Annotated in this window: 31 protein-coding genes; 16 read left to right on the top strand and 15 right to left on the bottom strand. The window is 59.7% G+C overall.

Annotated features, from left to right (window positions below; all coding sequences use genetic code 11):
- Positions 1-2 precede the first annotated feature (2 nt).
- The 3 genes from BFN10_RS03825 to BFN10_RS03815 are packed head-to-tail and all read right to left on the bottom strand — an operon-like array spanning position 3 to position 3,394.
- Positions 3-1,730 carry a Gldg family protein gene (locus BFN10_RS03825; RefSeq protein WP_071488538.1) on the bottom strand — a complete coding sequence of 576 codons (1,728 nt, stop codon included), beginning with the start codon at positions 1,728-1,730 and terminating at the stop codon, positions 3-5.
- A 15-nt stretch (positions 1,731-1,745) separates the two neighbouring features.
- Positions 1,746-2,471 carry an ABC transporter permease gene (locus BFN10_RS03820; protein ID WP_071488537.1) on the bottom strand — a complete coding sequence of 242 codons (726 nt, stop codon included), beginning with the start codon at positions 2,469-2,471 and terminating at the stop codon, positions 1,746-1,748.
- The gene (locus BFN10_RS03815) at positions 2,468-3,394 is read right to left on the bottom strand and encodes an ATP-binding cassette domain-containing protein (RefSeq protein WP_071488536.1); all 927 of its coding nucleotides are present in this window, start codon (positions 3,392-3,394) and stop codon (positions 2,468-2,470) included. The genes BFN10_RS03820 and BFN10_RS03815 overlap by 4 nt, the downstream gene beginning before the upstream one ends.
- Positions 3,395-3,611: 217 nt before the next feature.
- Here BFN10_RS03815 and BFN10_RS03810 point away from each other — a divergent pair, with 217 nt between their 5' ends.
- Positions 3,612-4,598: a hypothetical protein gene (locus BFN10_RS03810; RefSeq protein WP_071488535.1), complete on the top strand. Its 987-nt coding sequence runs from the start codon at positions 3,612-3,614 to the stop codon at positions 4,596-4,598.
- Between the two features lie 113 nt (positions 4,599-4,711).
- Positions 4,712-5,185 carry a transcription elongation factor GreB gene (greB, locus tag BFN10_RS03805; RefSeq protein WP_071488545.1) on the top strand — a complete coding sequence of 158 codons (474 nt, stop codon included), beginning with the start codon at positions 4,712-4,714 and terminating at the stop codon, positions 5,183-5,185.
- 45 nt (positions 5,186-5,230) lie between these two features.
- Here the strand turns inward: greB and BFN10_RS03800 are convergent, their stop codons facing one another.
- Both BFN10_RS03800 and BFN10_RS03795 read right to left on the bottom strand, forming a co-directional pair.
- Positions 5,231-7,741 (bottom strand): ABC transporter permease, encoded by a 2,511-nt coding sequence (locus tag BFN10_RS03800; RefSeq protein ID WP_071488534.1) that lies wholly within the window; start codon positions 7,739-7,741, stop codon positions 5,231-5,233.
- Complete coding sequence (locus BFN10_RS03795; RefSeq protein WP_005786391.1) at positions 7,741-8,424, bottom strand: ABC transporter ATP-binding protein; 684 nt, start codon at positions 8,422-8,424, stop codon at positions 7,741-7,743. The genes BFN10_RS03800 and BFN10_RS03795 overlap by 1 nt, the downstream gene beginning before the upstream one ends.
- Before the next feature lie 10 nt (positions 8,425-8,434).
- Between BFN10_RS03795 and BFN10_RS03790 the strand changes: the two genes are divergently transcribed.
- From BFN10_RS03790 to BFN10_RS03780, 3 genes are all read left to right on the top strand, one after another.
- A complete protein-coding gene (locus BFN10_RS03790; protein ID WP_071488533.1) occupies positions 8,435-9,040 on the top strand; it encodes an arylesterase in 606 nt (201 codons plus the stop codon).
- A 58-nt stretch (positions 9,041-9,098) separates the two neighbouring features.
- Positions 9,099-9,392 carry a hypothetical protein gene (locus tag BFN10_RS03785; protein WP_010211879.1) on the top strand — a complete coding sequence of 98 codons (294 nt, stop codon included), beginning with the start codon at positions 9,099-9,101 and terminating at the stop codon, positions 9,390-9,392.
- A gap of 72 nt (positions 9,393-9,464) precedes the next feature.
- Positions 9,465-10,433, top strand: coding sequence for a L,D-transpeptidase family protein (locus BFN10_RS03780; protein ID WP_071488532.1), 969 nt, complete (start codon positions 9,465-9,467; stop codon positions 10,431-10,433).
- A gap of 134 nt (positions 10,434-10,567) precedes the next feature.
- Here BFN10_RS03780 and oprI read toward each other — a convergent pair whose 3' ends face one another.
- A complete protein-coding gene (gene oprI, locus BFN10_RS03775; protein WP_003172710.1) occupies positions 10,568-10,819 on the bottom strand; it encodes an outer membrane lipoprotei OprI in 252 nt (83 codons plus the stop codon).
- Between the two features lie 609 nt (positions 10,820-11,428).
- On the opposite strand from oprI, the gene BFN10_RS03770 reads away from it, so the two are divergent.
- Complete coding sequence (locus BFN10_RS03770; RefSeq protein WP_003189869.1) at positions 11,429-11,710, top strand: GNAT family N-acetyltransferase; 282 nt, start codon at positions 11,429-11,431, stop codon at positions 11,708-11,710.
- Positions 11,711-11,779: 69 nt separating this feature from the next.
- On the opposite strand, the gene BFN10_RS03765 is transcribed toward BFN10_RS03770, so the two are convergent.
- Together BFN10_RS03765 and BFN10_RS03760 are read right to left on the bottom strand one after the other, a co-directional pair.
- The gene (locus tag BFN10_RS03765) at positions 11,780-12,856 is read right to left on the bottom strand and encodes a 3-deoxy-7-phosphoheptulonate synthase (RefSeq protein ID WP_058427976.1); all 1,077 of its coding nucleotides are present in this window, start codon (positions 12,854-12,856) and stop codon (positions 11,780-11,782) included.
- Between the two features lie 131 nt (positions 12,857-12,987).
- A complete protein-coding gene (locus tag BFN10_RS03760) occupies positions 12,988-13,422 on the bottom strand; it encodes a PilZ domain-containing protein (protein WP_071488531.1) in 435 nt (144 codons plus the stop codon).
- Here BFN10_RS03760 and BFN10_RS03755 point away from each other — a divergent pair.
- The 5 genes from BFN10_RS03755 (at position 13,421) to cysB (ending at position 17,318) form a co-directional block, all read left to right on the top strand.
- Positions 13,421-13,807 (top strand): YbbN family protein, encoded by a 387-nt coding sequence (locus BFN10_RS03755; RefSeq protein ID WP_071488530.1) that lies wholly within the window; start codon positions 13,421-13,423, stop codon positions 13,805-13,807. The genes BFN10_RS03760 and BFN10_RS03755 overlap by 2 nt on opposite strands.
- Positions 13,804-14,766, top strand: coding sequence for a putative 2-dehydropantoate 2-reductase (locus BFN10_RS03750; protein ID WP_071488529.1), 963 nt, complete (start codon positions 13,804-13,806; stop codon positions 14,764-14,766). Before BFN10_RS03755 ends, BFN10_RS03750 begins: the two co-directional genes overlap by 4 nt.
- A 15-nt stretch (positions 14,767-14,781) precedes the next feature.
- Positions 14,782-15,687, top strand: coding sequence for a 5'-nucleotidase (locus tag BFN10_RS03745; protein ID WP_071488528.1), 906 nt, complete (start codon positions 14,782-14,784; stop codon positions 15,685-15,687).
- Positions 15,688-15,739: 52 nt separating this feature from the next.
- Positions 15,740-16,240, top strand: a complete 501-nt coding sequence (locus BFN10_RS03740; protein ID WP_071488527.1) for a universal stress protein — start codon at positions 15,740-15,742, stop codon at positions 16,238-16,240.
- Between the two features lie 103 nt (positions 16,241-16,343).
- Positions 16,344-17,318, top strand: a complete 975-nt coding sequence (gene cysB / locus BFN10_RS03735; RefSeq protein ID WP_012722988.1) for an HTH-type transcriptional regulator CysB — start codon at positions 16,344-16,346, stop codon at positions 17,316-17,318.
- Positions 17,319-17,327: 9 nt separating this feature from the next.
- Here the strand turns inward: cysB and BFN10_RS03730 are convergent, their stop codons facing one another.
- Both BFN10_RS03730 and BFN10_RS03725 read right to left on the bottom strand, forming a co-directional pair.
- The gene (locus BFN10_RS03730; protein WP_071488544.1) at positions 17,328-17,810 is read right to left on the bottom strand and encodes a GreA/GreB family elongation factor; all 483 of its coding nucleotides are present in this window, start codon (positions 17,808-17,810) and stop codon (positions 17,328-17,330) included.
- Positions 17,811-17,815: 5 nt separating this feature from the next.
- A complete protein-coding gene (locus BFN10_RS03725; RefSeq protein ID WP_071488526.1) occupies positions 17,816-18,184 on the bottom strand; it encodes a hypothetical protein in 369 nt (122 codons plus the stop codon).
- A gap of 132 nt (positions 18,185-18,316) precedes the next feature.
- Between BFN10_RS03725 and earP the strand changes: the two genes are divergently transcribed.
- Entirely contained in the window at positions 18,317-19,450 is a 1,134-nt protein-coding gene (earP, locus tag BFN10_RS03720) for an elongation factor P maturation arginine rhamnosyltransferase EarP (protein WP_071488525.1), read from the top strand.
- 49 nt (positions 19,451-19,499) lie between these two features.
- A complete protein-coding gene (locus tag BFN10_RS03715; protein WP_003172723.1) occupies positions 19,500-20,072 on the top strand; it encodes an elongation factor P in 573 nt (190 codons plus the stop codon).
- A gap of 65 nt (positions 20,073-20,137) precedes the next feature.
- Here BFN10_RS03715 and BFN10_RS03710 read toward each other — a convergent pair whose 3' ends face one another.
- The 4 genes from BFN10_RS03710 to BFN10_RS03695 form a co-directional block, all read right to left on the bottom strand.
- Entirely contained in the window at positions 20,138-21,154 is a 1,017-nt protein-coding gene (locus BFN10_RS03710; protein ID WP_071488524.1) for an alpha/beta hydrolase, read from the bottom strand.
- A gap of 28 nt (positions 21,155-21,182) precedes the next feature.
- Positions 21,183-21,602: an organic hydroperoxide resistance protein gene (locus BFN10_RS03705; protein ID WP_071488523.1), complete on the bottom strand. Its 420-nt coding sequence runs from the start codon at positions 21,600-21,602 to the stop codon at positions 21,183-21,185.
- A 141-nt stretch (positions 21,603-21,743) separates the two neighbouring features.
- On the bottom strand, positions 21,744-22,196 hold the full coding sequence (locus BFN10_RS03700; protein ID WP_071488522.1) for a MarR family winged helix-turn-helix transcriptional regulator: 453 nt from the start codon (positions 22,194-22,196) through the stop codon (positions 21,744-21,746).
- Between the two features lie 80 nt (positions 22,197-22,276).
- Entirely contained in the window at positions 22,277-23,227 is a 951-nt protein-coding gene (locus tag BFN10_RS03695) for a LysR family transcriptional regulator (RefSeq protein ID WP_071488521.1), read from the bottom strand.
- Positions 23,228-23,336: 109 nt separating this feature from the next.
- Between BFN10_RS03695 and BFN10_RS03690 the strand changes: the two genes are divergently transcribed.
- Positions 23,337-24,086, top strand: coding sequence for a sulfite exporter TauE/SafE family protein (locus BFN10_RS03690; RefSeq protein WP_071488520.1), 750 nt, complete (start codon positions 23,337-23,339; stop codon positions 24,084-24,086).
- Here BFN10_RS03690 and BFN10_RS03685 read toward each other — a convergent pair.
- Positions 24,076-24,957, bottom strand: a complete 882-nt coding sequence (locus tag BFN10_RS03685; RefSeq protein WP_071488519.1) for a LysR substrate-binding domain-containing protein — start codon at positions 24,955-24,957, stop codon at positions 24,076-24,078. The genes BFN10_RS03690 and BFN10_RS03685 overlap by 11 nt on opposite strands.
- Before the next feature lie 70 nt (positions 24,958-25,027).
- On the opposite strand from BFN10_RS03685, the gene BFN10_RS03680 reads away from it, so the two are divergent.
- Positions 25,028-25,234 carry a DUF1127 domain-containing protein gene (locus BFN10_RS03680; protein WP_071488518.1) on the top strand — a complete coding sequence of 69 codons (207 nt, stop codon included), beginning with the start codon at positions 25,028-25,030 and terminating at the stop codon, positions 25,232-25,234.
- 45 nt (positions 25,235-25,279) lie between these two features.
- A complete protein-coding gene (locus tag BFN10_RS03675) occupies positions 25,280-26,509 on the top strand; it encodes a winged helix-turn-helix domain-containing protein (protein ID WP_071488517.1) in 1,230 nt (409 codons plus the stop codon).
- Positions 26,510-26,579 lie beyond the last annotated feature (70 nt).

Genomic DNA, 26,579 nt, shown 5'->3' with positions numbered 1-26,579 from the left:
ATTCAGTGAATAATGCCGCCGGCTTGCAACCGGCGTCGGCGCTCTCCAAGAAAGACCACCCAGGCGATCAGGCATAACGTCAGCGGCATGGCGAAGACCGCCACCAGCGTTATCGCCAACTCCAGACGACGCACTTGGGCGTAGGCTTCGCGCTGCAGGGTATTCAGCTCCATGGGTAGGCGCAGTCGTTCCTTGTTGAGTGCTTGCAGCTGGGTATTGGTCTCCACTGCCTGAGTGCCGAGGGTGGTTGTCCATGGGCTCAGCCGTTGCCATTCCTGCTCTGTTCGTTGCAAGCGTCGCTCCAGTTCGCTGGCTTTCGAACGATAGGCCTGTCTTGCGACCTCGCGCATACCCTCCAGCACCGTCGGCATGTCCTGCGTTGCCCTTGGGCGAATCGCGACGAGCATGTCGGGGGCGGACAGGTTATCCAGTGTATTCAGAACAAACAGCGCGTTGCCATCGGGCGCCGCGTCGCTGACCTTATCGGTAAGCATGTCGGTGTCAGCGATGACCACAACATGAATCTGCGCGGCTGTTTGCAACCCGGGCGGCAGGCCCTTGATACCATCGGAAAAGACTGAGTAGCTCGGCCCTTCGATGCGTGCAGCAATGACATGGCGCCGTTCTCGGCTCGAAGCCTCTTCAATCAAGGAATCGGACTTTGTTGCGCGAGGGGATTGGTTGGCCTCCAACAGCACGGATTGCTCGGAACTTTGCAGGATCGGGGTGAAGGTTGTGCGGCTTTTGTTCAACTGCACCAGCGCCCCACTGCTCGATACTGTCACCCTGTTGAGGTTCCAGGTGCTGATGTCGTTCAGGTTCATTGCCTGTCGTGGCAAGTTCAGCCTGACTCGATTGGGCATATCTGGCGTCTCCCAGGGCGTGTAGAGAGAGTCGACCACCAGCTTGTCCGTCGGCATCTGGATACCCCAGGCGGCAAGCACCTCGTCCAGTCGGCTATTGGCTGGGAATGCGGTTGAACGTTGTTCGCTCAACGGGTCGATGAACATCATCAATCTACCGCCCCTCAAGACAAATTGCTCAATCCCATACAAGGTCCGTTCCGGCAGCATCCGTGGCTGTACAACCATCAGCGTTTTGATGTGTTCGGGAATTAGAGCGGCATTCGGCTCCAGAGCGACCAGTTCGAATTCTCGCCGTACGGCCTGCAGGAGCCGACCTGCGGATTCGTCCATCGACAGCCCCGACAGCAGCCCAACAACCGGTCGCTCCGGGTGCTGCAACTTGTAGAGCAGGTGGCTTATTTCATATTCGAGCAAGGGCTCGCGCTCGAGGCTGAAAGAACCGATACGTCGCACGCCATGACCGGGGCTCGTGCTGATGAGACCGAGAAAACCTGTGTTCTCGTCGAGCCCTGACAGCCGTGCCTTATAGGCGTCTTCCGAATAGGGAGCGGGTTCAATCACGTGCAGGTTGATCATGCCCCGAGCCTTCTTTTCGTACTCCTTGAGCAGGTCCTCAATACGTTTGCCATAGCGTTTCACGGCGTAGCTTCGCTTCGGGTCGTTATTTGAATTGAAGTAATACATGTCCACCGGGCTTTCCAGCGTTGCGAGCAGTGGGTATACGGGGGGCGATAAAGTGTGGATTTTTTGTTGAGAAAGATCCCAGCGTATATCAGGAAGTTTACCTATCCACACCAGGTTGAAAGCCAGGAAAAGCAAAAAGGTGACGCAAAGCGTCATACCGGTGCGCAGAGTGGACCGCATTAAGAGGTTCCCTTCTCATCTGTGTTTGTAGTTGAGTGTGACTGTCGTTGCGGTGAGAAAGGCGAGGATCATGCTAATAAAATAAAGTATGTCGCGCAGTGTGAGTTTTCCATCATCGATACTGCTGAATCGCCAGGTAGGGCTGAGGGATGCCAGGCTGTCGATCAGCCATATAGGGGTTTGGTGTTCAAGTGAGTCCAATACATAGGAAAGGCCACTGGTTGTCAGTAACAAGCCCAGTGTCAATACGAAAATAACAGTGCGGTGATGGACCAGTGCGCAAATAAAACAGCCTGCGGATAAGTAACTGCCTGCCAGCAGCCAACTCGCCAGAAATTGCGAGGCAATGACACCGTTGTCGGCGTTGCCCAGATAGTTCGCAATGATCACCAGGGGGAACATCAGAAACAGGGCGGTGCTGGCCACCAGCCAGGCGGCGAGGAATTTTCCGACAATCCATTCGAGCGTTGTGATGGGCAGGGTTTTCATCAGGCTGAAAAAACCTGCGTTGGTTTCATCGGACCAAAGTTGAGTGGTCAGGGCGGGAATCAGCAATAAATAAAGCGAAGGGTGGAACCGGAAAAATACCTGTAAGTCACTGCCGTTTTGTTCCCGCCACGGACTTACGTACAACCCTAATGTCACTGACAGTATAAGGAAAATGGCAATGTTGAGGTAAGTGCTGGGGGAGCGCGCATAGCTGGTGAGTTGACGCCTCAGAATGATGGGCAATAGTCTCAATGGGACGCCTCTTTGGTCAGATGGTGGACCACATCATTCAGGCGACCTGGCTCCAGGTTCAGTGAGTTGATTTTCCAGCGCCGGCTGGCAATCAGCGTGTTGATATGGGGATAGATGGTGTGTCCGGGCATGGCGAGAACGGTCACTGTGCCGGGCGCGTTTCGATGCTCTTCGATGCCTGCCACACCTGGAAGGACAGCCAGTGCCAACAGGTCCAGTGGCGTCTCGGCGGTAAGGGTGACTGCCTGGAAGTGACGCGAGTCGCGCTGTAGATCGGGCAGTGGCGTATCGGCCACCAGACGACCGTTGGCAATGACCAGGGCGCGTGTGCACAGTTCGGACAACTCTTCGCAGTGACGCGAGGCAATGATGACCGCCATTTCTTGCGTCAATGATTGGATAAGCGCCTTGAATGCGTGCTTCTGATCCTGTGCGAGTCCTTCGGTGGGTTCGTCCAGCAGTAACAGGGCAGGGCCATGCAGGATGGCCTGGGCAATTGCGACTTTGCGTTTCCAGGCGATAGAAAGGAGGTCGAGGGGGGCATCGAGCACCGGAAACAACTCCAGTCGTGCGATGGACTGTTCCAGGCGGTCACGTTTTTCGGTACCGCGAAAGCCACGAATGGCAGCAATGAAATCCAGGAACGCTTTGACGGACATCGTTGGATGGCCGAGGTCGTTGGACAGTTGATAGCCGACCAGTTGCCTTGCTTCGAGCGGGTGGGTTTGTGTGTCGAAGCCCTGAATATTTATATGACCGCTGGACGGCTGTGTTGAACCGGCAATGACATCGAACAGGACTGTTTTGGCTGTGTGATCCTGTCCGAACAACCCGAGGCATTCCTGTTGACCGGCACTGAATGAAAAGTCGCTGACAATAGTATTGTTACCCATGTGTTTTGTCAGATTGCTTATTTCGATCATTGTTTTACCGAATAAGTTTGGTATGACGTAGGGAGGTTGAAAAAAGGGTACGGGTTGCTCGCGGTTTTGGGAACGTCGGTCAGCATTAATAAGACAAGTCCTACGTGCAGGGCGGGCAGACCACTGAAACAATGTGTCGTGTTTTGGAGTGTCTAATTTTTGAATGTTTATTGGTTGTTTATATAAACTTTCTGTCCGAATATTGAGGCCTGATTGCATGATGCTGCTACGTACCCTTGTTCTTGAACGCAATGGTCAAGATGCTCCGGTTAACGGTGCACTGCTCTGTGGGTTTGCTGTCGGTCAGACGGCCTCAAACTTCCTTGTGTATAGCCTGGATGAAGAGATAGAGCCTGGAAGTTCCAGGGTCTATATCGCGGCCTTGCGTAAGAAACTTGATCGGTATTTTCTGGGAAGCGTTGAATCCAAGGAAGACCTGCAGGTGGCATTGCATGTTTTCAAGCAAATACTGACATTGGCCGCTTCGGGTGTTAAATCCGGTGGTGTTACCGAAACCCAAGTGCCTTATCATTTTGTCGATTTGAAAGGTTGCAAGTTGCCACCGGCCAGGCCTGAGGATCATCATTCGGTGATCATCAAGAAAGCGCTGGTGATGAAAGTGATCACCCTGGGCATGTCTGCGCCGACGTTGCCAGCGATCGAAAGTGCTTCAGTGATTGTGCCGTCCATTCGGTTTTCGTCACAAATGATCTCTCCTCCCAAGAGCGCGAGCCCACCCGAGTCGGTCCGCCCTCCGCTGCATGAACAACCGGTTGAGGAGCCCCGGCAGGCACCCTTGAGCACGCCAGTGGACGTGGCGCAGGCCGCACCTGCCATTCCACGTGAGCCTGATGCGCCGGTGCCAACGAAGTCCATGTCTTCAGGCGACCACAGTACATTGTTCGAAGTCGATAGCACGCTGACCAACCTTGCCCGTGTCGCTCAAGAGTTGACCCAGCAAAAACTCGCTGCAATCGAGCGGGAGACTGCACTTGAGCAGTGGCAGGCGCGATTGCAACAGGAACAAAACCAACTGGATGAGAAGGTTCGAGAGCTGGAACAGCGCACCACTCAACTGCATGATCAGTCGCTTGCCGTCAGCCAGAGGACCGAAGCCTTGAAGGTGATGACGTCACAGGTGTCGGGCTTGCGGCAAAGCCTGCGGGGCATGTTGCTGGAGCTGGATCGGACGCTGGACAGCTAGACCGGCCTGGCTACTTTCACCGGTTCATTTATCATCAACGCCAGCCAGCCGAACCCAGGGCATGAAACCCAGGCGTATCGGCACCTATGGACATTGCCTGGGGATGCAAGCGTTTGAGTACCAAGATGATTACCAAAGAAGGCCATGAAGCGCTGAAAAAGGAGCTGGATTACCTGTGGCGCGAAAAGCGCCCGGACACCACGCGCAAAGTGACGTGGGCGGCTTCGCTGGGGGATCGCAGCGAAAACGCCGACTACCAGTACAACAAGAAACTGTTGCGTGAGATTGATCGTCGCGTGCGCTACCTGCGCAAACGCCTGGAAGACATGCGCGTGGTGCAGTACATGCCTGAGCAGGAGGGCAAGGTGTTTTTCGGCGCCTGGGTGGATATTGAAAACGAGCAGGGTGAAACCAAGCGTTTTCGTATTGTCGGTTATGACGAGATTTATGACCGGATGGACTACATCTCCATCGATTCGCCCATGGCCCGTGCGCTGTTGCGCAAGGAGGTGGATGACGAGGCTATCGTGCAGACCCCAAGCGGTGAGGTGTGCTGGTGGATCACCGGGATCGAATATGTGAAGTGAGCAAAATGGGCCCGTATTCTGTAAAGAGTCCGGGCCCATCGCATTTCAACCTTCGCGCAACACCGTCAACGGGCTGGCATTCAGCGCGCGGCGGGTGCCAAACACACCGGCACCGCCGATCAGCACGGCACCGATCACCGGTAGCAGCAACAGCCACGGGTGAGGGTGCCAGGCCAGGTCAAATGCGTAGCGGTACAGCACGAACGTCACCAGCTCCGTGCCCAGCGCCGCCAGCAACCCACTGACGGCACCCAGCAAACCGAACTCGATACGCCTGGCCTTGACCAGCAGCTTGCGTTCGGCGCCCAACGCACGCAGCAGCGCGCCTTGGCGAATGCGTTCATCCAGGGTGGCTTGCAGGCCGGAGAACAACACCGCCATCCCTGCCGCCAGTACAAACAGCAACACGTACTCCACCGCCAGGGTCACCTGGGCGAGGATGCTGCGCAATTGCTCCAGCAACGCCTCGACTTGCAGGATGGTTACCGCCGGGAACGCTCGGGACAGGTCGACGATCTGCTGGTCATGCCCGGGCGCCAGATAGAAGCTGGTCAGGTAGGTGGCCGGCAGATCTTTCAAGGTGCCCGGTTGGAAAATCATGAAGAAGTTGGGCTGGAAGTTATCCCAGTTGATGGTGCGCAGGCTGGCGACCCGCGCTTCTCGATTCTCTCCGCCCACGGTGAAGACCAGGTGGTCGTCGAGCTTGAGTTTGAGACTTTCCGCTACCTTGGCTTCGACCGAGACACCCGGGATTTCATCGGTAGGTTGCGCCGACCACCACGAGCCCGCCGTCAGGGCGTTGCCTGGTGGCAGGTCGGCGGCCCAGGTCAGGCTCAGGTCGCGTTGCACCGCACGGTCGCCGCTGGAGTCCTTGCTGACGATTTCCTGTACCGGTTCGCCATTGATACTGATCAGGCGCCCCGGCACCACCGGGTACAGTGGCGCGGATTGCGCCTGCAGTTCCAGCAGACGGGCGCCAAAGGCATCCTTGTCGGCCGGCAGGATGTTCAAGGCGAAATAGTTCGGTGCGTCCTTGGGCAGCTGGTTTTGCCAGGTGTCGAGCAGTTCGCCACGCAACAGGGCGATCAAGCCCATGGACAGCAGGATCAAGCCGAATGCCAGGGATTGACCGGCCGCTGCCAGTGGGTGACGCAGGAGTTGGCCCAGACCCAGGCGCCACGGCAGGGAGGCGCGGGCCAGCAGTCGCCGCAGGCTTTGCAGCAAGAGCAGAAGCAAGCCACCGAGTACCAGTGCCGCAACCACCCCGCCACCGAGCAGGGCGAAGGTCAGCACCAGGTCGAGGCTCAGGCGCCACATGATCAGGCCCAAGGCGAACAACGCTGCGCCATAGACCATCCAGGTGCTGGAAGGGATCGGCAGCAGGTCACGGCGCAATACCCGCAGCGGTGGCACTCGACCCAATGCGGCCAGCGGGGGCAGGGCGAAGCCGGCGAGGGCGACCAACCCGGTGCCGATCCCGGCAACCGCCGGTAGCAGCCCGCCGGGTGGAACGTCCGCGGGTAACAGGTCGTGGAGAAAGTAGAACAGGCCAAACTGCGCCAGCCAGCCAAGCAGGGCGCCGACCAGGCTGGCGAAAAGCCCCAGGACGCTCAGTTGCAGGCTGAACAGCAACATGGCTTCACGTCGTGACAAGCCCAGGCAGCGCAGCAATGCACTGGCGTCGAAACGTCGCGTGGCAAAGCGATTGGCCGACAGCGCCACCGCCACACCCGCCAGCAATACGGCGACCAGGCTGGCCATGTTCAGGTAGCGTTCTGCCTTGCCCAGGGCGCCGCCGATCTGCTGGTTGCCGTCCCGTGAATCCTGCAGGCGCTGGTTGGCGGCGAGCCCCGGCTTGACCAGATCGCGATAGGTTTGCAGCACGGTGCTGCCCTGTGGCCCGCGCCACAGTTCGCGGTAGCTGACGCGGCTGCCGGGTTGCACCACACCGGTGGCGTCCAGGTCCGCCAGGTTGATCATCACCCTGGGCGTGAGGCTGTAGAAGTTGCCGGCGCGGTCCGGCTCATAGGTGAGTACGCGAGCCAGGCGCAGCGTCTTCATGCCGACATCGATGCTGTCACCGACCTTGAGGTCGAGCGCGGTCAGCAGCCGCGCTTCCACCCAGGCTTCACCGGGTTTCGGGCCACCGCCTGGGGTTTCATCGCCGAAGGGCACGGCAGCGCTTTTCAGTTCACCGCGCAACGGGTACTGCTCGTTGACCGCCTTGATGCTGGAGAGCTGGATGCCGTTATCGGTAGCGATGACGCTGGAGAACTCCACGATGCGAGCGTGATCCAGGCCCAGCTCGGTGCCGGACTGGATTTGTTCGGGCCGGGCCGGCGAACTGCCTTCAAGCACCAGGTCGGCGCCGAGGAATTCGGTGGCGCGCAACAGCATGGCGCCGTTGAGGCGCGCACCGAAGTAACCGATGGCGGTGCTGGCGGCCACGGCCACCAACAGGGCGAAGAACAACACGCGCAATTCACCGGCGCGGGCATCGCGCAGTAATTGGCGCATGGCCAGGCTGAACAGGCGTAACAGCGGCAAACGTGCCATCAAGGCTCCAGGGGCGCGACCATCAGGCCGGCTTCAAGGCGGATCAGGCGCCGGCAGCGGTGGGCCAGGCGCTCATCGTGGGTGACCAACACCAGGGTCGTGCCGCTCTCCTTGTTGAGTTCGAACAGCAGGTCGCTGATGCGCTCGCCGGTGTGGCTGTCGAGGTTACCGGTGGGTTCATCGGCAAACAGCACGTCCGGTTCGGCGGCAAAGGCGCGGGCAATCGCTACCCGTTGCTGTTCGCCACCGGAAAGTTGGCGTGGCGAGTGCGTCAGGCGTTGGCCCAGGCCTACGCGCTCCAGCAGGTGCCTGGCCCGTTCGCGAGCGTCTTTGCGGCCGTCCAGTTCCAGCGGCAGCATGACGTTTTCCAGGGCGTTGAGGCTGTCGAGCAATTGGAAGGATTGGAATACGAAGCCCACATGCTCGGCACGGATGCGCGCGCGCTGGTCTTCGTCGAGGGTACTGAGGGCTTGTCCGGCGAGGGTGACTTCGCCGCTGCTGGGCAGGTCGAGGCCGGCCAGCAGGCCGAGAAGGGTGGATTTGCCGGAACCGGAACTGCCGACGATAGCCAGGCTATCGCCCTTGTTCAGTTCCAGGCTCAGTTCGTGCAGGATAGTCAGTTCACCTTCCGCGCTGGGAACCACTTTGCTAAGGTTCCGCGCGGTGAGAATGCTTGCGCCCATGGAGAATCCGATGCGAATGTGGTTTTTGAGTGCTGGCCTGGCCTTGATGTGCATGGCCCAGAACGCAGCGGCGGGTACAGTCCTGATCGTTGGCGATAGTATCAGTGCCGGTTTCGGCCTGGATACCAGCAAAGGGTGGGTAGCCCTGCTGCAGCAACGGCTCAAGCAGGAAGGTTTCGACGATAAGGTGGTCAATGCCTCCATCAGTGGCGACACCAGTGCCGGAGGCCTGGCGCGGCTGCCGGCGGCGCTTGCAGAGCACAAGCCGGATGTGGTGGTTATTGAGTTGGGGGGCAATGATGGCCTGCGCGGGCAACCGCCTGCGCAATTGCAACAAAATCTTGCATCGATGATTGACCAGTCCAGGGCCGGTGGCGCCAGGGTGTTGTTGTTGGGAATGCAATTGCCCCCCAATTATGGCCCGCGATACACCACCGCGTTTGCCGAAGTCTATGGCGAGCTGGCCAAGCAAAAGAATGTCCCGCTGGTGCCGTTTTTCCTCGATGGTGTGGGCGGTCACCCGGAGCTGATGCAGGCCGATCAACTTCACCCGGCGGTCGGTGCCCAGGGCAAGTTGCTGGAAAATGTCTGGCCGACGTTAAAACCGCTGCTATGACGCTTTTCTACCGGCAGGCTTTCGGCTAAGGTGGCGCCCCCCCGATTTGGAGCCCCTGATGTCGCGTCCTGCCTGGTCCCTGTTTAACTACCAACTGATCGAGCCGGACGAGCAGCTGGATCTGTTCGCCTGCCAGGAAGTGCGGGTGCATCTGGTGGCACGTCAACTGGAACTGGGTGGCTCCATCGATCGCACGCTGTGCGGCACCCTGTTGCCGGCGCAACCGCGTTGGTCGCGAGTCGATCGTTCGATTTTCCAGGACCAGCGCTTGTGCCCGCTGTGCCGTGCCATCCTGGAGTCCCAGAAGCGCGGCACGCCGCCGATCTGGCCGGAGCTGCGTTTCGAGTTGTAGGGGGCAGCTAGAAGCGCGCTTCACGTATACAATCGATGTTTACCTACCCGTCGTCTGCGAAGGATTTACCGGATGTTGTCGCGCCTTTCCGTCGTCACCTGCTGCCTGTCTCTCGCTGCGCTTTGTGCGGCCGGTTCTGCGTCAGCTTTGCAGTTGCCATTGCCCCCACCGGGTGAAGACATCGTCGGCCAGGTCCAGGTGATCAAGGCCAAGTACGAAGATACCTTTGCCGACCTGGGCACCACCTATGACCTGGGCTATTCGGAGATGGTCGCGGCCAACCCGGGTGTGGATGCCTGGTTGCCGGGTGCGGGTACCGAGATCGTATTGCCGACGCGTTTCATCCTGCCGCCGGGGCCGCGCGAGGGCATCGTGATCAACCTGGCGGAATACCGGCTCTATTACTACCCCAAGGGTCAGAACGTGGTCTACACGTTCCCGTTGGGAATTGGTCGTGAAGGCTGGGGTTCACCCATTGCCCATACCAGCATCATTGCCAAGACACCCAACCCGACCTGGACCCCGCCCGCCTCGATCAAGGCCGAGCACGCCGCCAACGGCGACCCGCTGCCCAACGTGGTGCCGGCCGGCCCGGACAACCCGCTGGGTCCGTTCAAGTTCACCCTGGGCACACCGGGTTACCTGATCCACGGTTCCAACATGAAATTTGGTATCGGCACGCGTACAAGCCACGGCTGCTTCCGCATGTTCAACAATAATGTGCTGGAGATGGCCGGCATGGTGCCGGTGGGGACATCGGTGCGCATCATCAACGACGCCTACAAGTTCGGCAGCAGTGGCGGCAAGGTGTACCTTGAAGCGCATACGCCGTTGAATGATGACGGTACGCCGTCGGTGGTCGACAAGCACACTGCGGTGATCAACGCCTTGCTCAAGCGTGAAGACCTGGCCAACAATTTGCGGGTCAATTGGGATCAGGTACGTGACGTGGTCGCGGCGGAAGATGGTTTGCCGACGGAAATCGGTGTGCCCGGCGCAGCGGCGGTCGCCACCAGCGCGCCGATCGATCTGCAGCAATAAGGCACGGCATCAAACGCCCGCCAAGGCCTTGCGCCACGGCGGGCTTTTTATTGCCCGTGATCCAGGCACAAATCCCAGGCAATAAAAAAGCCGACCCATAAATGGATCGGCTTGATAACAACCCCGAGGGATTATTACTTGCGGCTAGCTTTTTCAAGCATGCGCAGAGCGCGCTCGTTAGCTTCGTCAGCAGTCTGTTGTGCCTTTTGAGCAGCAGCCAGCGCTTCATCAGCTTTACGGTAGGCTTCGTCTGCACGGGCCTGGGAGCGAGCTGCTGCGTCTTCAGTCGCAGTCAGACGAGCTTCGGTTTCTTTGGAGACGCTGCTGCAACCGGTAGCCAGAACTGCGGCCAGAGCCAGAGCAGAGAATTTCAGAACGTTGTTCATCGTGTTCCCCTTCAAGGACTTTCTATTAGATGGCTAGTATCTCAGAGTGAGCCAATAGCCGGCGTACATACTACCCATTACTTGTAGTAAGTAAACTGACGTAGCGCAAGAAGCAAAAAAAATTCTCGTGCCGAATCTATTTTGGCTAATCTTTTGGAGGTTTGTATAAAAACTGTCCAATTTTTTTAACCAGGCGCAAATCGGATCCAGGCTGAAAGGGCCGGCCCGCATGTGTTAAGCCCTGTAAACAGATGAAATTTTATATATCCACGCTGACACTTACGTTCAGCATGGCTTCGCGTTGCCCGGTATCTTTTGCGCATGTAGAGGTGACTTTAAGAGCGCCTGTTCGTCTCAAGGTTCAACTGCCGGCAATGTTCAGGCTTTCGATCATCGGTAGATCGAAGCCCTTTCTATATCCACCCGTGGCAGGGATGACGAGTGCGCCTTGAGCAATTGCAGGATTGGTGCCTACTATTCCCTACGTGCAGGTGTGAGCGCTCAAGGTTTTCTCGTTGTCGAAACCGGCACGGGGTGGCGTAGATGTTCCTTCGCCGGAAAAACATCGGTAAGGTAGGGGTCAGAAACCAAGACCCGCGAGGAGTAGTGATGAGCGAGGCGTTGTCCATCCACCATGACCAGGCTGGTCATCAGTTCGAGACCAATGTGGACGGTCATCGTGCCTATCTGACCTATATGGACCTCGGCAAACAGACCCTGGATATCTATCGGACCTTCGTGCCCAACGCACTGCGGGGCCGTGGTATTGCGGCGGCACTGACCGAGGAAGCCTTGAAGTTTGCCGAGGAGGCGGGCTACACGGTGATCCCGTCCTGCTCCTATGTCGAACGCTACATGGAGCGCCACCAGCGTCATGCCGCGAAGTTGTAAGGCATAAACAGCAGCATGGAAAAAAACGCCGGGCTCAGCCCGGCGTTTTTGTGTGCGCTCGATACAGACTCAGGTGCGCTTGCGCTTAGGCAGCACGTCCTTGAGCTTGGCGTGCATGCTGCGCAGGGTGTTTTCGGTGGCGGCCCAGTCGATGCAGGCATCGGTGATCGACACACCGTACTGCAAGTCGGCCAGGTCTTTTGGAATCGCCTGGCAACCCCAGTTCAGGTGGCTCTCGACCATCAGGCCGATGATCGACTGGTTGCCTTCCAGGATCTGGTTGGCGACGTTTTCCATTACCAACGGCTGCAGGGCCGGGTCCTTGTTGGAGTTGGCGTGGCTGCAGTCGACCATGATGTTCGGCTTGATCTTGGCCTTGTTCAGCGCTTGCTCGCACAGGGCAACACTGACCGAATCATAGTTGGGCTTGCCGTTGCCGCCGCGCAGTACCACGTGACCGTAGGCGTTGCCCTTGGTGGTGACGATGGACACGCCACCTTCCTGGTTGATACCCAGGAAACGGTGCGGGCTGGAAACCGATTGCAGCGCGTTGATCGCCACAGTCAGGCCGCCGTCGGTGCCGTTCTTGAAACCCACGGCCGAGGACAGGCCGGACGCCATTTCGCGGTGCGTCTGGGATTCAGTGGTGCGTGCGCCGATGGCCGACCAACTGATCAGGTCCTGCAGGTACTGCGGGGAGATCGGGTCCAGGGCTTCGGTGGCGGTGGGTAGGCCCATCTCGGCCAAGTCCAGCAGTAACTTGCGACCAATGTGCAGGCCGTCCTGGATCTTGAACGAGTCGTCCAGGTACGGGTCGTTGATCAAGCCTTTCCAGCCGACCGTGGTGCGCGGTTTTTCGAAATAGACGCGCATCACCAGGTACAGGGTGTCGGACACTTCCGCCGCCAGCACCTTGAGGCGCTCGGCGTACTCGTGGGCAGCCTTGAGATCGTGGATCGAGCAAGGCCCGATGACGACGAACAGGCGGTGGTCGGTGCCATCGAGAATGTCACGGATGACTTCGCGGCCTTTGGTGACGGTCTGCAGGGCAGCGTCGCTCAAAGGGATTTCGCGCTTGAGCTGATCGGGCGTGATCAGGGTCTCGTTGGATTCAACGTTTAGGTCATTGATCGGTAAATCAGCCATCGTGTTACTCGTCAGGGTCACGGGTGCCGGCCGCCAGCCATCCCCGTGCGGCGGAGCACAGCATGATTTGAATGCAGGGGGGAGGAACCTTAGCGCGTAACACCGGCCCGCGACAATGGGCAAAGCCCGCTTTAATCCAGTGCTGGCGCCACAAATGCCTCATGGGAGAACTCGCTGGCATGGCGCGATACCCACTCGCAGGCCAGGGCTTCGAGTTGCTGGGGTGTCGGCTCGGCGTCTTCGTGCTGGCGGCAGTAGCGTTCTATCCGGCATGCTTGCTCACCCATGCGTGCACCGAACAACGCATGTTCATCGGTGAACGAGACAGCGACGCGGTAGCCGTTTTCCACCTTGCGGCACCACGCCACATAGCCCGGATAACGCGCGCTGGCACCCAGGGACGGGATATGCAGATCAACCGCCGTGCCTTCGCGCCAGGCGCGTGGCCAATGGCAGGCAATGCCGCCCAGGCCGATCGTGTGCAGGCGTTGGCGGGGAATGGCGGGAGAGGGACGTTGGATTAACTCGACAGCGACATCATCAGGGTGAGGTAAAAAACGACCCATGTACACGGACTCCGAGCACCGTCCAATTGACGGCGGTGGCAGCAGTATAGTGAAGGAACTGGAATTGACCGACCTGGATATTGACCAGCAATTGCTGGGATTGCCAGGTATTTCTCTGGTGATCTTTACCAGCGCAGGGTGTTCCAGTTGCCGCTGGGCACGCCAGCAACTGCCGGGCTGGCCGTTACCGGTGGACCGGCTGTGCTGGGTGGACGCCGGGCATAACGGTGGTGCGGTCGAACGCTACCAGATCTTTCATTTGCCGGCGCTGTTCGTGGTGTGCGAGGGTCAATTCCTCGGGCAGATACAGACACGTCTTACGCGTGATGACGTTTTCGATGCCGTAAAACAGGCACTCACCCGTTCACCTGAGGATTTGCCATGACAGCAGTTAACCTCCAGTCACCCCGCATCGGCATTATCGGCACCGGTGCCATTGGTGGTTTCTACGGACTGATGCTGGCGCGTGCCGGTTTCGATGTGCACTTTCTGTTGCGCAGTGAATACGCGGCGGTCAGCGAGCACGGGCTGCACTTGAACAGCACCGTGCACGGCGTATTGCATCTGCATCCCGTGCAGGCTTATGCCCGCGCTGCCGATATGCCGCCGTGCGACTGGCTGCTGGTGGGCACCAAGTCGACCGGTAACGTCGAATTGGCCCCGACCCTCGCCCAGGTGGCGGCGCCGGATGCCAAGGTAGTGTTGCTGCAAAACGGCCTCGATGTGGAAGATAGCCTGCGTGAACACTTGCCAGCATCGCTGCACTTGCTGGGTGGCCTGTGTTATATCGGCGTGCACCGTTCGGGTCCGGGCGTTATCGAGCACCAGGCGTTGGGGCGGGTCAACCTGGGGTATCACAGTGGTACGGCGGCCAACGATGACGCCCTCCAGAAAGCGATTGTCGAAGCGGGCGCCGCGTTGTTTCACCAGGCGGGTATCGAGTCCCAGGCCATGGCCAATGTGCATCTGGCGCGCTGGCACAAGCTGGTGTGGAACGTGCCCTATAACGGCCTGTCCGTGTTATTGGGCGCGGGGACCACGGCGATGATGGCGGACCAATCCAGCCGCGAACTGATCCAGGCGCTGATGGCCGAAGTGGTGCAGGGCGCCCACGCCTGTGGTCATGAGATTCCCAGAAGCTACGCCGAACAGATGTTTACCCTGACTGAAACCATGGACGATTACCTGCCGAGCATGTACCACGACCACGTGCACAAACGCCCGCTGGAACTGGCGGCGATCTACGCCCGCCCACTTGCTGCGGCCAGGGCTGCCGGCTGTGAGCTGCCACGGATGCAGGCGCTGTATCAGGCCTTGAGTTTTATTGATCGGCGTAACCGCTGAGCAGGGGGGCATACCATGGCAAAGGGATTGGGCGACAAACTGGTGCTGGCGATTTCGTCGCGGGCACTGTTCGACCTGAGTGACAGCCACAAGATCTACCTCGCCCAAGGCGTCGAGGCGTACCGCAAGTACCAGATCGAGCACGAAGAAGAAATCCTCGAACCCGGCGATGCATTTCCGCTGGTCAAGAAACTGCTCAGCCTGAACGCCAGCCTGGGCCGTGCGCGGGTTGAGGTGGTGCTGGTGTCGCGTAACAGCGCTGACACCGGCTTGCGCGTGTTCAATTCGATCCAGCATTACGGCCTGGATATTTCCCGCGCCGCTTTCGTAGGCGGGCGTAGTCCTTATCCTTATCTGGCGGCGTTTGGCTGCCATCTGTTTCTTTCGACCCATGCCGAGGATGTACGCAGTGCCCTCGATGCGGGGTTCGCGGCGGCGACGATTCTGTCAGGCGGCCCGAACCGCGCCTCCAGCGAAGAACTGCGCATTGCCTTCGACGGCGACGCTGTGCTGTTTTCCGATGAGTCCGAGCGTGTGTACCAGGCCGGTGGCCTGGCCGCGTTCCAGGCCAATGAGCGGGAGGCGGCGCGCCAACCGTTGCACGGCGGTCCTTTCAAGGGGTTTCTGGCGGCACTCAACCTGTTGCAGCGTGAGTTTCCCGATGAGGCCTGCCCGATCCGCACCGCCTTGGTCACTGCCCGTTCGGCGCCGTCACACGAGCGGGTGATTCGCACCTTGCGTGAATGGGATATCCGCCTGGACGAGTCGTTGTTCCTTGGCGGCCTGGAGAAGTCCGCATTCCTGGAGGCGTTTGCCGCCGACGTGTTTTTCGATGACCAGGCCGGGCATTGCGAGAAAGCCATGGAATTTGTCGCCACCGGGCACGTGCCCCATGGAATCAGTAATGAGGTGAAGATCTAGGGCGCTGCTAAGCTGATTTCATCTCCGCCATCCTGGCAGTCCAGGAGGTTCTATGATCCGTTCGATGCTGTACGCCACGGACCTCGGTCTGTACGCGCCTTATGTGATGCAACATGCGCTGGCGCTGGCCCGAACGTTCAAGGCGGACCTGTATGTGATTCATGTGGTCGAGCCCATCGGCCTGTTCGCCGAATCGGTGTTGCAGAGCTACCTTGATGAGAAGGCCCTGAGTGAATGGCAAAGCCAGGGGCTGACCACGGTCATGGCGACGATCGAACAGCGGGTGCTGGACAGTTTTCGCGAGGAGTTGGAGGACGGGGAGCAAGACCTGAAGTTGATTCGCTCGGTACGGGTGATCCAGGGGGACCCCTGCGAGGTGATTCTCGACCAACTGCGCAAACTTTCCGTGGATCTGTTGATCGTAGGAAGTCATAGCCATGCAACCGCGGCGGCCACCCCGTTGGGTCGCACCGCTGCACGGGTGCTGCAGCTGTCTACGGTGCCGGTCTACCTGGTGCCTTCGTTGCAACGTCGACGCAGTGATGACGTGTGATGGATGAAAACGATAAAAAGTTCTAGATTTATCCATCAAACCTTTAATATAGTTATATACCGTCGCTGATACCCGTGGCGTCTATCTGCTTTGAGGGACACATATGAAGCTTCAACAACTGCGCTACATCTGGGAAGTGGCGCACCACGACCTCAACGTTTCCGCTACCGCTCAAAGCCTCTACACCTCGCAACCCGGTATCAGCAAGCAGATCCGCCTGCTCGAAGACGAGTTGGGCGTCGAAGTGTTCGCACGCAGTGGCAAGCACCTCACCCGTGTCACCCCCGCCGGTGAGCGCATCATCACCACCGCCGGCGAGATCCTGCGCAAAGTCGAAAGCATCAAGCAGATCGCCCAGGAATTCTCCAACGAGAAGAAAGGCACCCTGTCCATCGCCACCACCCACACCCAGGCGCGTTATGCGTTGCCGCCGGTGATCCGTGATTTCATCAAGCAGTACCCGGATGTGGCCCTGCACATGCACCAGGGTTCGCCGATGCAGATCGCCGAGATGGCCGCTGACGGCACTGTCGATTTCGCCATTGCCACCGAGGCCCTGGAGCTGTTCGGCGACCTGGTGATGATGCCGTGCTACCGCTGGAACCGTTGTGTGGTCGTGCCGCAAGGCCACCCATTGGCCAAGCTGCCGAAGCTGACCCTGGAAGCCCTGGCCGAATACCCGATCGTGACCTACGTGTTCGGTTTCACCGGCCGTTCCAAGCTCGACGAAGCCTTCAGCCATCGTGGCCTCACGCCGAAAGTGGTGTTCACTGCCGCCGACGCCGACGTGATCAAGACTTATGTACGCCTGGGCCTGGGCGTGGGTATCGTCGCCAAGATGGCGGTCGACACGGCCCTCGACAAAGACCTGGTGGTGCTCGATGCCAGCGAGCTGTTCGAGTCCAGCGTGACCAAGATCGGCTTCCGTCGTGGCACCTTCCTGCGTGGCTTCATGTGCGATTTCATCGAGAAGTTTGCGCCGCACCTGACCCGCGAAGTCATGGCCAAGGCGATCCAGTGCCACAACAAGCAGGAGCTGGAAGAGCTGTTCGACGGCGTTGAATTGCCCGTCCATTAAGCCAGCGGTTTATTTGGCCTCGGTAACCGTAAAATGTTGCCGGGCGCCTGCCACCAGAATCTCCACCTCATCGCCTTCGAACTTGCCCAGCAGGCTTTTGCCCAGTGGTGAGCGCGGGGTGATGACGGTCACCGGTTGTCCAACCACGTCCACCTTTAAACCGGCCGCATCCGGTGCCAGGAACAGCCATTGCTGGCGACCGTTCTCGTCTTCCAGGCCCAGCAGGGCGCCGACTTCTATGCCGCGCTGATCATCGAAGGCACGTAATGGCATGTTCTGGCACAGCGCCAACGCCTGCTTGATCTCCTCGACGCGCTTGGCTTGCCCGGCCGCCAGATAGGACGCCTCCAGCCCCAGGGTGTCGTATTTGTTTTCAGCGATGTTTTCTTCGTGGGTCGCGGTTTCGTAGGCGGTCTGCGCGGCGCGCTGGGCGATGTCGAGGTCGACGCCGAGCTTTTCCAGGATCAGCAGGTGGACGGCGTGTTTATTCATGGTCATCAATCGCAGAATTGCAGGACATTGGCCCGGGTCTTTTCGTTGGGGGCGTTCTGGTCCTGTTGCAGCCAGAACTGGCATTTGGGGTTGGACAGGTTGCGCGCGTTGCTGCGAGCCTGCTCCAGGCTCTGTTGCTGTTCCTGCTTCTGCAGGTTCTGCTGATATTGCTCGAACATGCGATTCGGCGGTTCAGGCTCCGCCACAGCAGGTTTGCCCAATTGCTGTACGGCCTGGGCCACTGGCGCCAGGCTCTGGGGGAACAGGTAGCGCGACGCCAGCCAGGTGGTCAGCACGATGGCGATAAACCCCAGCCATACGCCAGACGCAATAGCGGCACTGAGCTTGAACAGCGACAACGGACGATCAGACATGATGCCCTCCTGGCAGGCATTGATGGCGTGGCTGCGATTGTCGCACAGCCACAGTGCAGAATAATCGCGATCAAGCCTTCTGCATCCGCGCATTTATGCGGACAATCGAACCTTTGAGCGTTGGAGCCCGGAATGAAAGCCCGCTGGGATATTTTTTGCAGCGTCGTCGACAACTTCGGCGACATCGGCGTGACCTGGCGCCTGGCCCGGCAATTGGTGGCGGAACACGCCTGTGATGTGCGCTTGTGGGTCGACGACCTGCGCGCATTCGAACGCATGTGTCCTGAGATTGACGTACAGCTCGATCAACAATGGCAGGAAGGCGTCGAAGTGCGTCATTGGCCGACGGAGTGGGTGGGCGCGCCTGCAGCGGATGTCGTGATCGCCGCGTTTGCCTGCCAGTTGCCACCTGAGTATATGGAGGCCATGGCCGAGCGCGAACGCACGCCGGTGTGGATGAACCTGGATTACCTCAGCGCCGAGGAATGGGTCGTCGGTTGTCACCGGCTGCCATCGGTGAAGTTCAAGGGCGTGCAGAAGTACTTCTTCTTCCCCGGATTCCGGCCCGGCACCGGCGGCCTTTTGCGTGAGGCCGGGTTGCTGGAACAGCGTCGGGCTTTTCAGCAGGATGTGAACGTGCAACAAGACTTCCTGCAAACCTTGGGTGTGTTTCCCACAGCCGGTGCGCGGCTGATCTCACTGTTTGCCTATGAGAATGCCGGGCTCGCCAGTTGGCTGGACGTGTTATCGACGGACGGGCGTGCCACTCATCTATTGGTGCCGGAGGGGCGCATTCTTGGCGATGTGCAGCGTTGGTTGGGCTTGGAGCGGCTGGTGGCGGGGGATATCCAGCAGCGGGGATCGCTGACGGTGCAGGTGATTGCGTTCGTGCGCCAGGAGCAATACGACCGCCTGCTGTGGTGCTGTGACTTCAATGCCGTACGCGGTGAAGACTCGTTCGTGCGCGCCCAGTGGGCCGGGCGACCGCTGCTGTGGCATATCTATCGACAGGACGAAGATATTCACCTCGACAAACTCGATGCCTTCCTGGAGCTGTACACCGCAGGCTTATCACCCTCGGCAAGGGCGGCGCTGATCGGGCTCTGGCAAGCCTGGAACACGGAGGGCGATATGGTCCAGCCTTGGAAAATGCTGCTGGAACATTGGCCGGAGGTCAGCCAGCACGCCGAAACGTGGTGTCTGGAACAGGGCTTGCGGGCCGATCTTGCGACGGCGCTGGTGAAGTTTTATGAAAGTTGGATATGATACGCCACCTTGAATTTTGTAAATCCCATCCAAATTTCGGATATATGCAATGAAAACTGGTAAAGAACTGAAACCCGGTACAGTGATCCGTCTCGAAAACGACCCTTGGCTGGTTCAGAAAGCTGAGTTCACCAAGTCTGGTCGTAACAGCGCCATCATGAAGACCAAGCTGAAGAACCTGCTGACCGGTTACAAGACCGAGATCGTCTACAGCGCCGATGACAAACTGGACGACGTAATCCTCGACCGCAAAGAAGCGACCCTGTCCTTCATCAGCGGCGACACCTACACGTTCATGGACACCACCGACTACACCATGTACGAGCTGAACGCTGAAGATATCGAAGCTGTTCTGCCGTTCATCGAAGAAGGTATGGAAGACGTCTGCGAAGCTATTTTCTTCGAAGAGCGCCTGGTTTCCGTAGAGCTGCCGACCACCATCGTGCGTAAAGTGGCCTACACCGAAGGTTCCGCTCGCGGCGACACGTCGGGCAAGGTGATGAAGCCTGCCAAGCTGAGCAACGGTACCGAACTGCAAGTGGCCGATTTCATCGAAATCGACGACCTGATCGAGATCGATACCCGCGAAGGCGGTTCGTACAAAGGTCGCGCCAAGAAGTAATTCTGGCCCCGCCGATACGAAAAAAAGCCCGACCTTGAGTCGGGCTTTTTCGTGGGCGCTGTTTTTTACTTCAAGTGTTGCTTCAGCTCATCCGAGGCCTGGAGTAATGCGGAGCGGACTGCCGGGACTTGGCTGACCACGTTGAGCAAACCGTAGTCGTGAATCATGCCGTTGTAGCGCACGGCAGTCACCGGTACACCGGCTGCGTCCAGCTTGCGGGCGTAGGCTTCACCCTCATCCCGCAGCACATCGGCGCTGGCGGTCTGGATCAGCGCAGGCGGCAAGCCTTTGAGCTGGTCGGTGGTGGCCCGCAGCGGCGAGGCGTAGATCTCGGCGCGCTGGTTGGCGTCGGTGGTGTAGTTGTCCCAGAACCACTTCATCATGTTGCGGGTCAGGAAGTGCCCTTCGGCGTACTGGTTGTAGGACGCGGTGTCGAAATTGGCGTCGGTCACCGGCCATAGCAACAATTGGAACTTGATCGCCGGCGTGCCCTTATCCTTGGCCATCAGGCTGACCACTGCCGCCATGTTGCCGCCGACGCTGTTGCCCGCGACCGCCAGGCGCTTGCCATCGACATTGATCTCTGTACCGTGCTCGGCCACCCATTTTGTGGCGCCGTAGGCCTGGTTGATCGCCACCGGGTAATGCGCTTCCGGTGAAGGCGTGTAGTTGACGAATACCGCCACCGCCCCCGAACCCACCACCAGATCCCGCACCAGGCGCTCATGGGTCGGGTAATCCCCCAGCACCCAGCCGCCACCGTGGAAGAACATGAACACAGGCAATGTGCCCTTGACCCCGGCTGGCCGCACGATGGTCAGGTCCAGCGGCTTGCCGTCGACCTGAATGGTCTTCTGGCTCACATCCGCCTTGGGCAAGGTCAGCTTCACACCGGCCTGGGCGCCGGTCAGTACGGCACGGGCGTCCTTGGGCGTCAGTTGTTCCATCGGTTTGCCGTTGCCTGCGTTCAACACATCCAGGAAGGCCTGGGTGTTGTGCTCGACTTCACCGGTCGCCGCAAAGGCGTGGGTGATGGACAAGGCGAGCAGGGTGCCGGTGAGCGCTTTACCAATTGTGTTCATTTCGTTCTCCAGGGGCGGCCGGTTTCATTTAGACGATCACGTGCAGGCGTACATCGACGTTGCCACGGGTGGCGTTGGAGTAAGGGCAGACTTGGTGGGCGGCGTCGACCAGGCTTTGCGCGTCGTCCTGGGCCAGGCCGGGCAGGCTGATGTGCAGGTCGATGTCCAGGCCGAAACCGCCGGGGATCTGGCCGATGCCAACGTGGGCGGTGATCGAGGCGTCATCCGGGATTTTGCGTTTGGTCTGGCTGGCGACGAATTTCAGGGCACCGATGAAGCAGGCCGAGTAGCCGGCAGCGAACAGTTGTTCAGGGTTGGTGGCCTGGCCGCCGGCACCGCCCAGTTCTTTGGGGGTGGAGAGTTTGACGTCGAGGATGTTGTCGCTGGAAACAGCACGACCATCACGGCCGCCGGTGGCGGTAGCTACTGCGGTGTAGAGCGTTTGCATGGTGTTTTCCTCTTGGTTTTTAGCGCTAAATGTTTGCGCGCTAAGTAGTTGGTGAGGTGAATGTATAGCGCTAATGTTTAGTGCGCAAGATAAATTTATAAAATATTTTCGTGTAGCCAAAACCGATCTGGGAGGGGCGTTCTAAATTGCGTTCTGCAAGTTGCTGCGCAGTGCAATCAAATCAGCTTGTAGCTTGCGTAGTTGGTCCAACTCCAGGCCGCTGGCGCCCAGGATGCACTGCGGGATCCCCAGGGCCTTGTCCTGCAATGCCCGCCCGGCCTCGGTCAGTTCTACAACCACGACGCGTTCATCCTCGCGGCTGCGGGTACGGCTGAGCACACCTTCGGCTTCCAGGCGCTTGAGCAGTGGGGTAAGCGAGCCCGGATCGGTCAGCAGGCGGCTGCTGATTTCGCCGACGGTCAAACCATCCTCTTCCCACAACACCATCATGGCCAGGTACTGCGGGTAGGTCAGGCCAAGTGCTTGCAGCAATGGCTTGTAGACCTTGGTCATCAGCAGCGAAGTGGAGTGCAAGGCGAAGCACAGCTGGTTGTCCAGCATCAGGGATTCGCACGGATCAGGGTTCTTGCTCATGGCGGTACCTCGAAAAAGCATGTCTTGGCTGGAATCTAGCGGGCAAATCTTTAATGCGCCAGATAATTCTGACCGAATGGTTAGACCAGGCCACTCTGTAGCGCCAGATCCCAAGGCGGCACCGGGCTGAAGCGGGACTTCAGATATTCCAGCAGCAATCGGCTGCGGGCATTGGGTTGCTGTTCCAGGCGCAGCGCGTAGATTCCGGTGGTCTCGGGGCTGGGCAGGCCGTCTTCGCAGAACAAGGGCAGCAGTTCGCCGCGCACCAGGTATTCGCTGGCCAGCCACGTGGGCAGGTGAGCGATACCCAGTCCTGCCAAAGCACCAGACAACAAGGCTTCAGCGTTATTGGCACTCATGCGGATGCGTTGCGGGCGATAGGTAGCGCGGCGCCCATCCAGCTCGAAGCGCCAGGCGAACGTGGGCGCCAGGCCATCCCAGTCCAACCCATCGTGTTCGCTCAGTTCCCGAGGGTGGATCGGCGTGCCGCGGCTTTTCAGGTAGGCCGGGCTGGCGCACGCGATGCGCACGATGCTCGCCAAGGGCGTGGCGATCAACCGCGTGTCGACGAGATGCCCGGCGCGCAGCACCAGGTCCACTTTGCCCAGGTGTGCGCCCTGCATATCTACAAAGCTGTCGATCAAATGCAGGTGCACATCCAGCCCGGGGTAGACATTCAGAAAGTCCGCAATCACCGGCGCCAGATGCCGTCGCCCAAACGCTGCCGGCGCATCTACCCGGATCAGGCCTTCCGGCGCGTGGCTGAGGGACACCGCTTCGGCACGCGCCAGTTGCAGCTCGCTGACGATCCGCCGTGCCCGCTCGGCGAAGGCCAGGCCGGCCGGGGTCGGCACCACGGCATGGGTGCTGCGCTGGAACAAGCGGCTGCCCACCGAGCTTTCCAGGCTGTCGATCCGCCGTGCTACCGCCGACGGCGTCAGCGGATGGCGGCGTGCGGCGGCGGAGAAACTGCCGGTCTCCAGTACATCGAGAAACAGGCTCAGTTGATCGGTCAGAGGATTGGGGTTCATCGTAACTTCGCTTATGCGAGATTGGCATAGCCATTGTGCGTTGCTGTGCGTTTCCGCGCCAGAGCCGACTGCGTAGCATGCAAGGCCTGGGATTGCGGAGTAACAAGCGGTGTTGGATTTAGTGATGTACCTGATCTTGGGCGCGGCCCTCGGCACGGTGGGCGGCCTGTTTGGCATTGGCGGTGGGTTGATTGCCATCCCGGTGCTGGGCGTGTTGTTCGGCCTGGACCAGCAATTGGCCCAAGGCACCGCCTTGGTGATGGTGGTGCCCAACGTGATGCTGGCGCTGTGGCGCTATCACCAGCGCAACCGTATCGAGTTGCGCCATGCGCTGCCGCTCGGCGTCATGGGGTTCACGTTTGCCTGGCTGGGTTCGATCTGGGCGGTGGGGCTGGACGCGGGTGCGATGCGCATCGGTTTTATCGCTTTTTTGCTGGCACTGTCTGCCTACAACCTGTTGCGCATGTTCACCCGCAACGCACCGCCTACGGCGCAGATGCGCTATTCCTGGCCGTGGCTTGGAGTGCTCGGTGCCGCTTCCGGGTCCATGGGCGGTTTGTTTGGCGTCGGCGGCGCCGTGGTCGCTACGCCGGTGCTGACCAGTGTGTTCGGCACGAGCCAGGTGGTTGCCCAAGGGTTGTCCCTGGCCTTGGCCTTGCCGAGCACGGGGGTGACATTGGTCACTTACGCCTGGCATCAGGAAGTGGACTGGATGATCGGTGTGCCGTTGGCCGTTGGCGGTTTGCTCAGCATCAGTTGGGGCGTGAAGGTGGCCCATGCACTGCCGGAACGTGTGCTGCGCGGTCTGTTCTGCGGCTTCCTGGTGGTGTGCGCGGTGATGTTGACCTTTAAAGTCTGAAACCTTCGAGGATGTATTCCGCCAGGCAGTCGGTGATGGGCGAATTCATCTGCGGGTTACGCAGCAAATGCAGATTCATTGACGGCAGCGGCGGGAAACCCTCGTCGCGGCCGAGTACGCGCAGGTCTTCGGTCACCAGGCTCTCCATGCTGACCATCACCGCCAGGCCTGCATTGACGACCGCCTGGATCGCCGACACGTTGGAGCTGTGGTAGGCCAGGCGATAATCGCGCCCGGCCGCGTCCAGTGCCGAGCGTGCCCACTGGGTATAAAGGCAATCGGCGCCGGACATCGCCAGCGGCAGGGCGTCGTGCTCGTCGGCGCAGAAGCACGGCGCCGCTGCCCACACCATGCGCTCCGTGCGCAACAGTTCACCGATCTCATTGCCCGGCTCACGACTGACAACGGTCAGTGCCAAATCCCGACGCTGCATCAATACCGTCGACGCCTCGCAGTGCATCTCGATCTGGATCAGCGGGTACGCCTTGGAGAACTGCTTGAGAATGCCCGGCAGGAACCGCATCACGTAGTCGTCCGGCGTGCCGATGCGCACCAACCCGACCATGTGCGGCTCGCGCAGGGTGTTGAACACCTCGCTGTGCAGTTTCAGGATACGCCGCGCATAGCCCAGCAATACCTGGCCCTCAGGCGTCAGCCGCACCTGCCGGCCATCGCGCTCGAACAGCTTGCGCTGCAATACGTCCTCTTCCAGGCGTTTCATCTGCATGCTCACCGCCGATTGAGTGCGGTTGACCAGCTCGCCGGCGCGGGTAAAACCACCCTGGTCGGCGATGGCGACGAAGGTGCGCAGCACCTCAGTGTCGATGCTTGGGTAGCCGGACAATTGATCAATCTCCGAGATGTATTGCATAAGAAACATTCGTTGGATTGATCTTAAGCCCACGCACACACTTGCGCCATCCCCACTGGAGGGCGAGAAGATGAAAGGTCAAAGAGGTTTTGTATTACTGGCGAAACGTCCGTTTACCGGGCTGCTTCACAAGATTTTCCGTTGGCAGACGCTGCATGAGGAGCGCCAGATGCTGGCGACCTTGAGCGATGATGCGCTCAAGGACATCGGCCTCAATCGCGGCGACGTGGAGCAGGAGCTCCACCTGCATTTCTGGCAAGATCCGCTGCGAAAATGATCGCGGATACAGTAGGGTAGTCGGCGAGCCCCCACGGAGAAACCCATGCCCGCCGACCAGTCGTTTTCACTCAAGCAAGCTCGACGCATGGCGCTGGCGGCCCAGGGTTTTTCCGGGCGCCAGGCGCCTGCACTGATCAAGGCTGCGCACCTCAACCGTATGATCGAGCGCCTGGGCGTGTTGCAGATCGATTCGGTCAATGCGGTGGTGCGCTCCCATTACCTGCCGCTGTTTTCCCGTCTGGGTCACTATTCCCCGTTGTTGCTCGAGCAGGCTGCCTGGAGCCAGGGGCGGCGGCGCTCTCTGTTCGAATACTGGGGGCATGAGGCGTCGCTCCTGCCGATGGCATTGTTCCCGTTGATGCGCTGGCGCATGAAGCGGGCCAGGCAAGGGCAGGGCATTTATTCGCAGATGGCGCGTTTTGGGCGTGAGCAACAGGCCACGATTCAACGTGTACTGCACACGGTTGAGCAGCAGGGCGCGCTGGGTGCCGGCAGCTTGTCGACCCGCGAGGAACGCGCCGGCCCATGGTGGGACTGGAGCGACGAAAAGCACGCGTTGGAATGGCTGTTTGCTGCTGGTTTGGTCACAGTCGCCGGTCGGCGCGGGTTTGAGCGGCTCTATGATTTGCCGGAGCGGGTCATTCCCGGCGATATCCTTCAAACCACGGTGACCGAAGCCGAGGCCCAGCGAGGTTTGTTGCTGCACAGCGCCACCGCGTTGGGTGTCGGTACTGAAAAAGACCTGCGCGATTACTTCCGTCTCGACCCGGCCGACAGCCGCGATCGCCTCGCTGAACTGGTGGAGGACGGTCAACTGGTGACGTGCCAGGTACAAGGCTGGAAACACGCGGCGTACTGCCTGCCCGATCCCAAAGTGCCGCGCAAAGTGCCGGCCAGCGCCTTGTTGTCGCCGTTTGATTCGCTGGTCTGGGAGCGCAGTCGCACCGAGCGGCTGTTCGACTTCCGTTACCGGCTGGAGATCTATACCCCGCAGGACAAGCGGGTGTACGGCTACTACGTGCTGCCGTTCCTGCACAACGAGCGGATCGCCGCGCGCGTCGACCTGCGCGCCGAACGCGCCAATGGGCGCCTGGCGGTGCATGCGGTGCACGAAGAAGAGCCGGGGTTGGATGAAGAAGGAATGCTGGCGTTGGCGCGGAACCTGCGGCAAATGGCCGACTGGCTGGGGCTGGAGCAGGTGCAACTCAATTGCCAAAGGCCGAGTGCCGAGCGGTTGCGGGCGGCGATGATCAGCATGGGGGTTGGTCTTTAGGGCCTCATCGGGGACAAGCCCCCTCCCACATTTTGATCTGTGAATACATTCAAGTGTGGGAGGGGGCTTG

It is taken from the genome of Pseudomonas extremorientalis (assembly GCF_001870465.1).
Taxonomy (GTDB): domain Bacteria; phylum Pseudomonadota; class Gammaproteobacteria; order Pseudomonadales; family Pseudomonadaceae; genus Aquipseudomonas; species Aquipseudomonas extremorientalis.
The sequence above is the reverse complement of the archived record's forward strand: the minus strand, read 5'-3'. Positions and strand labels throughout refer to the sequence as shown.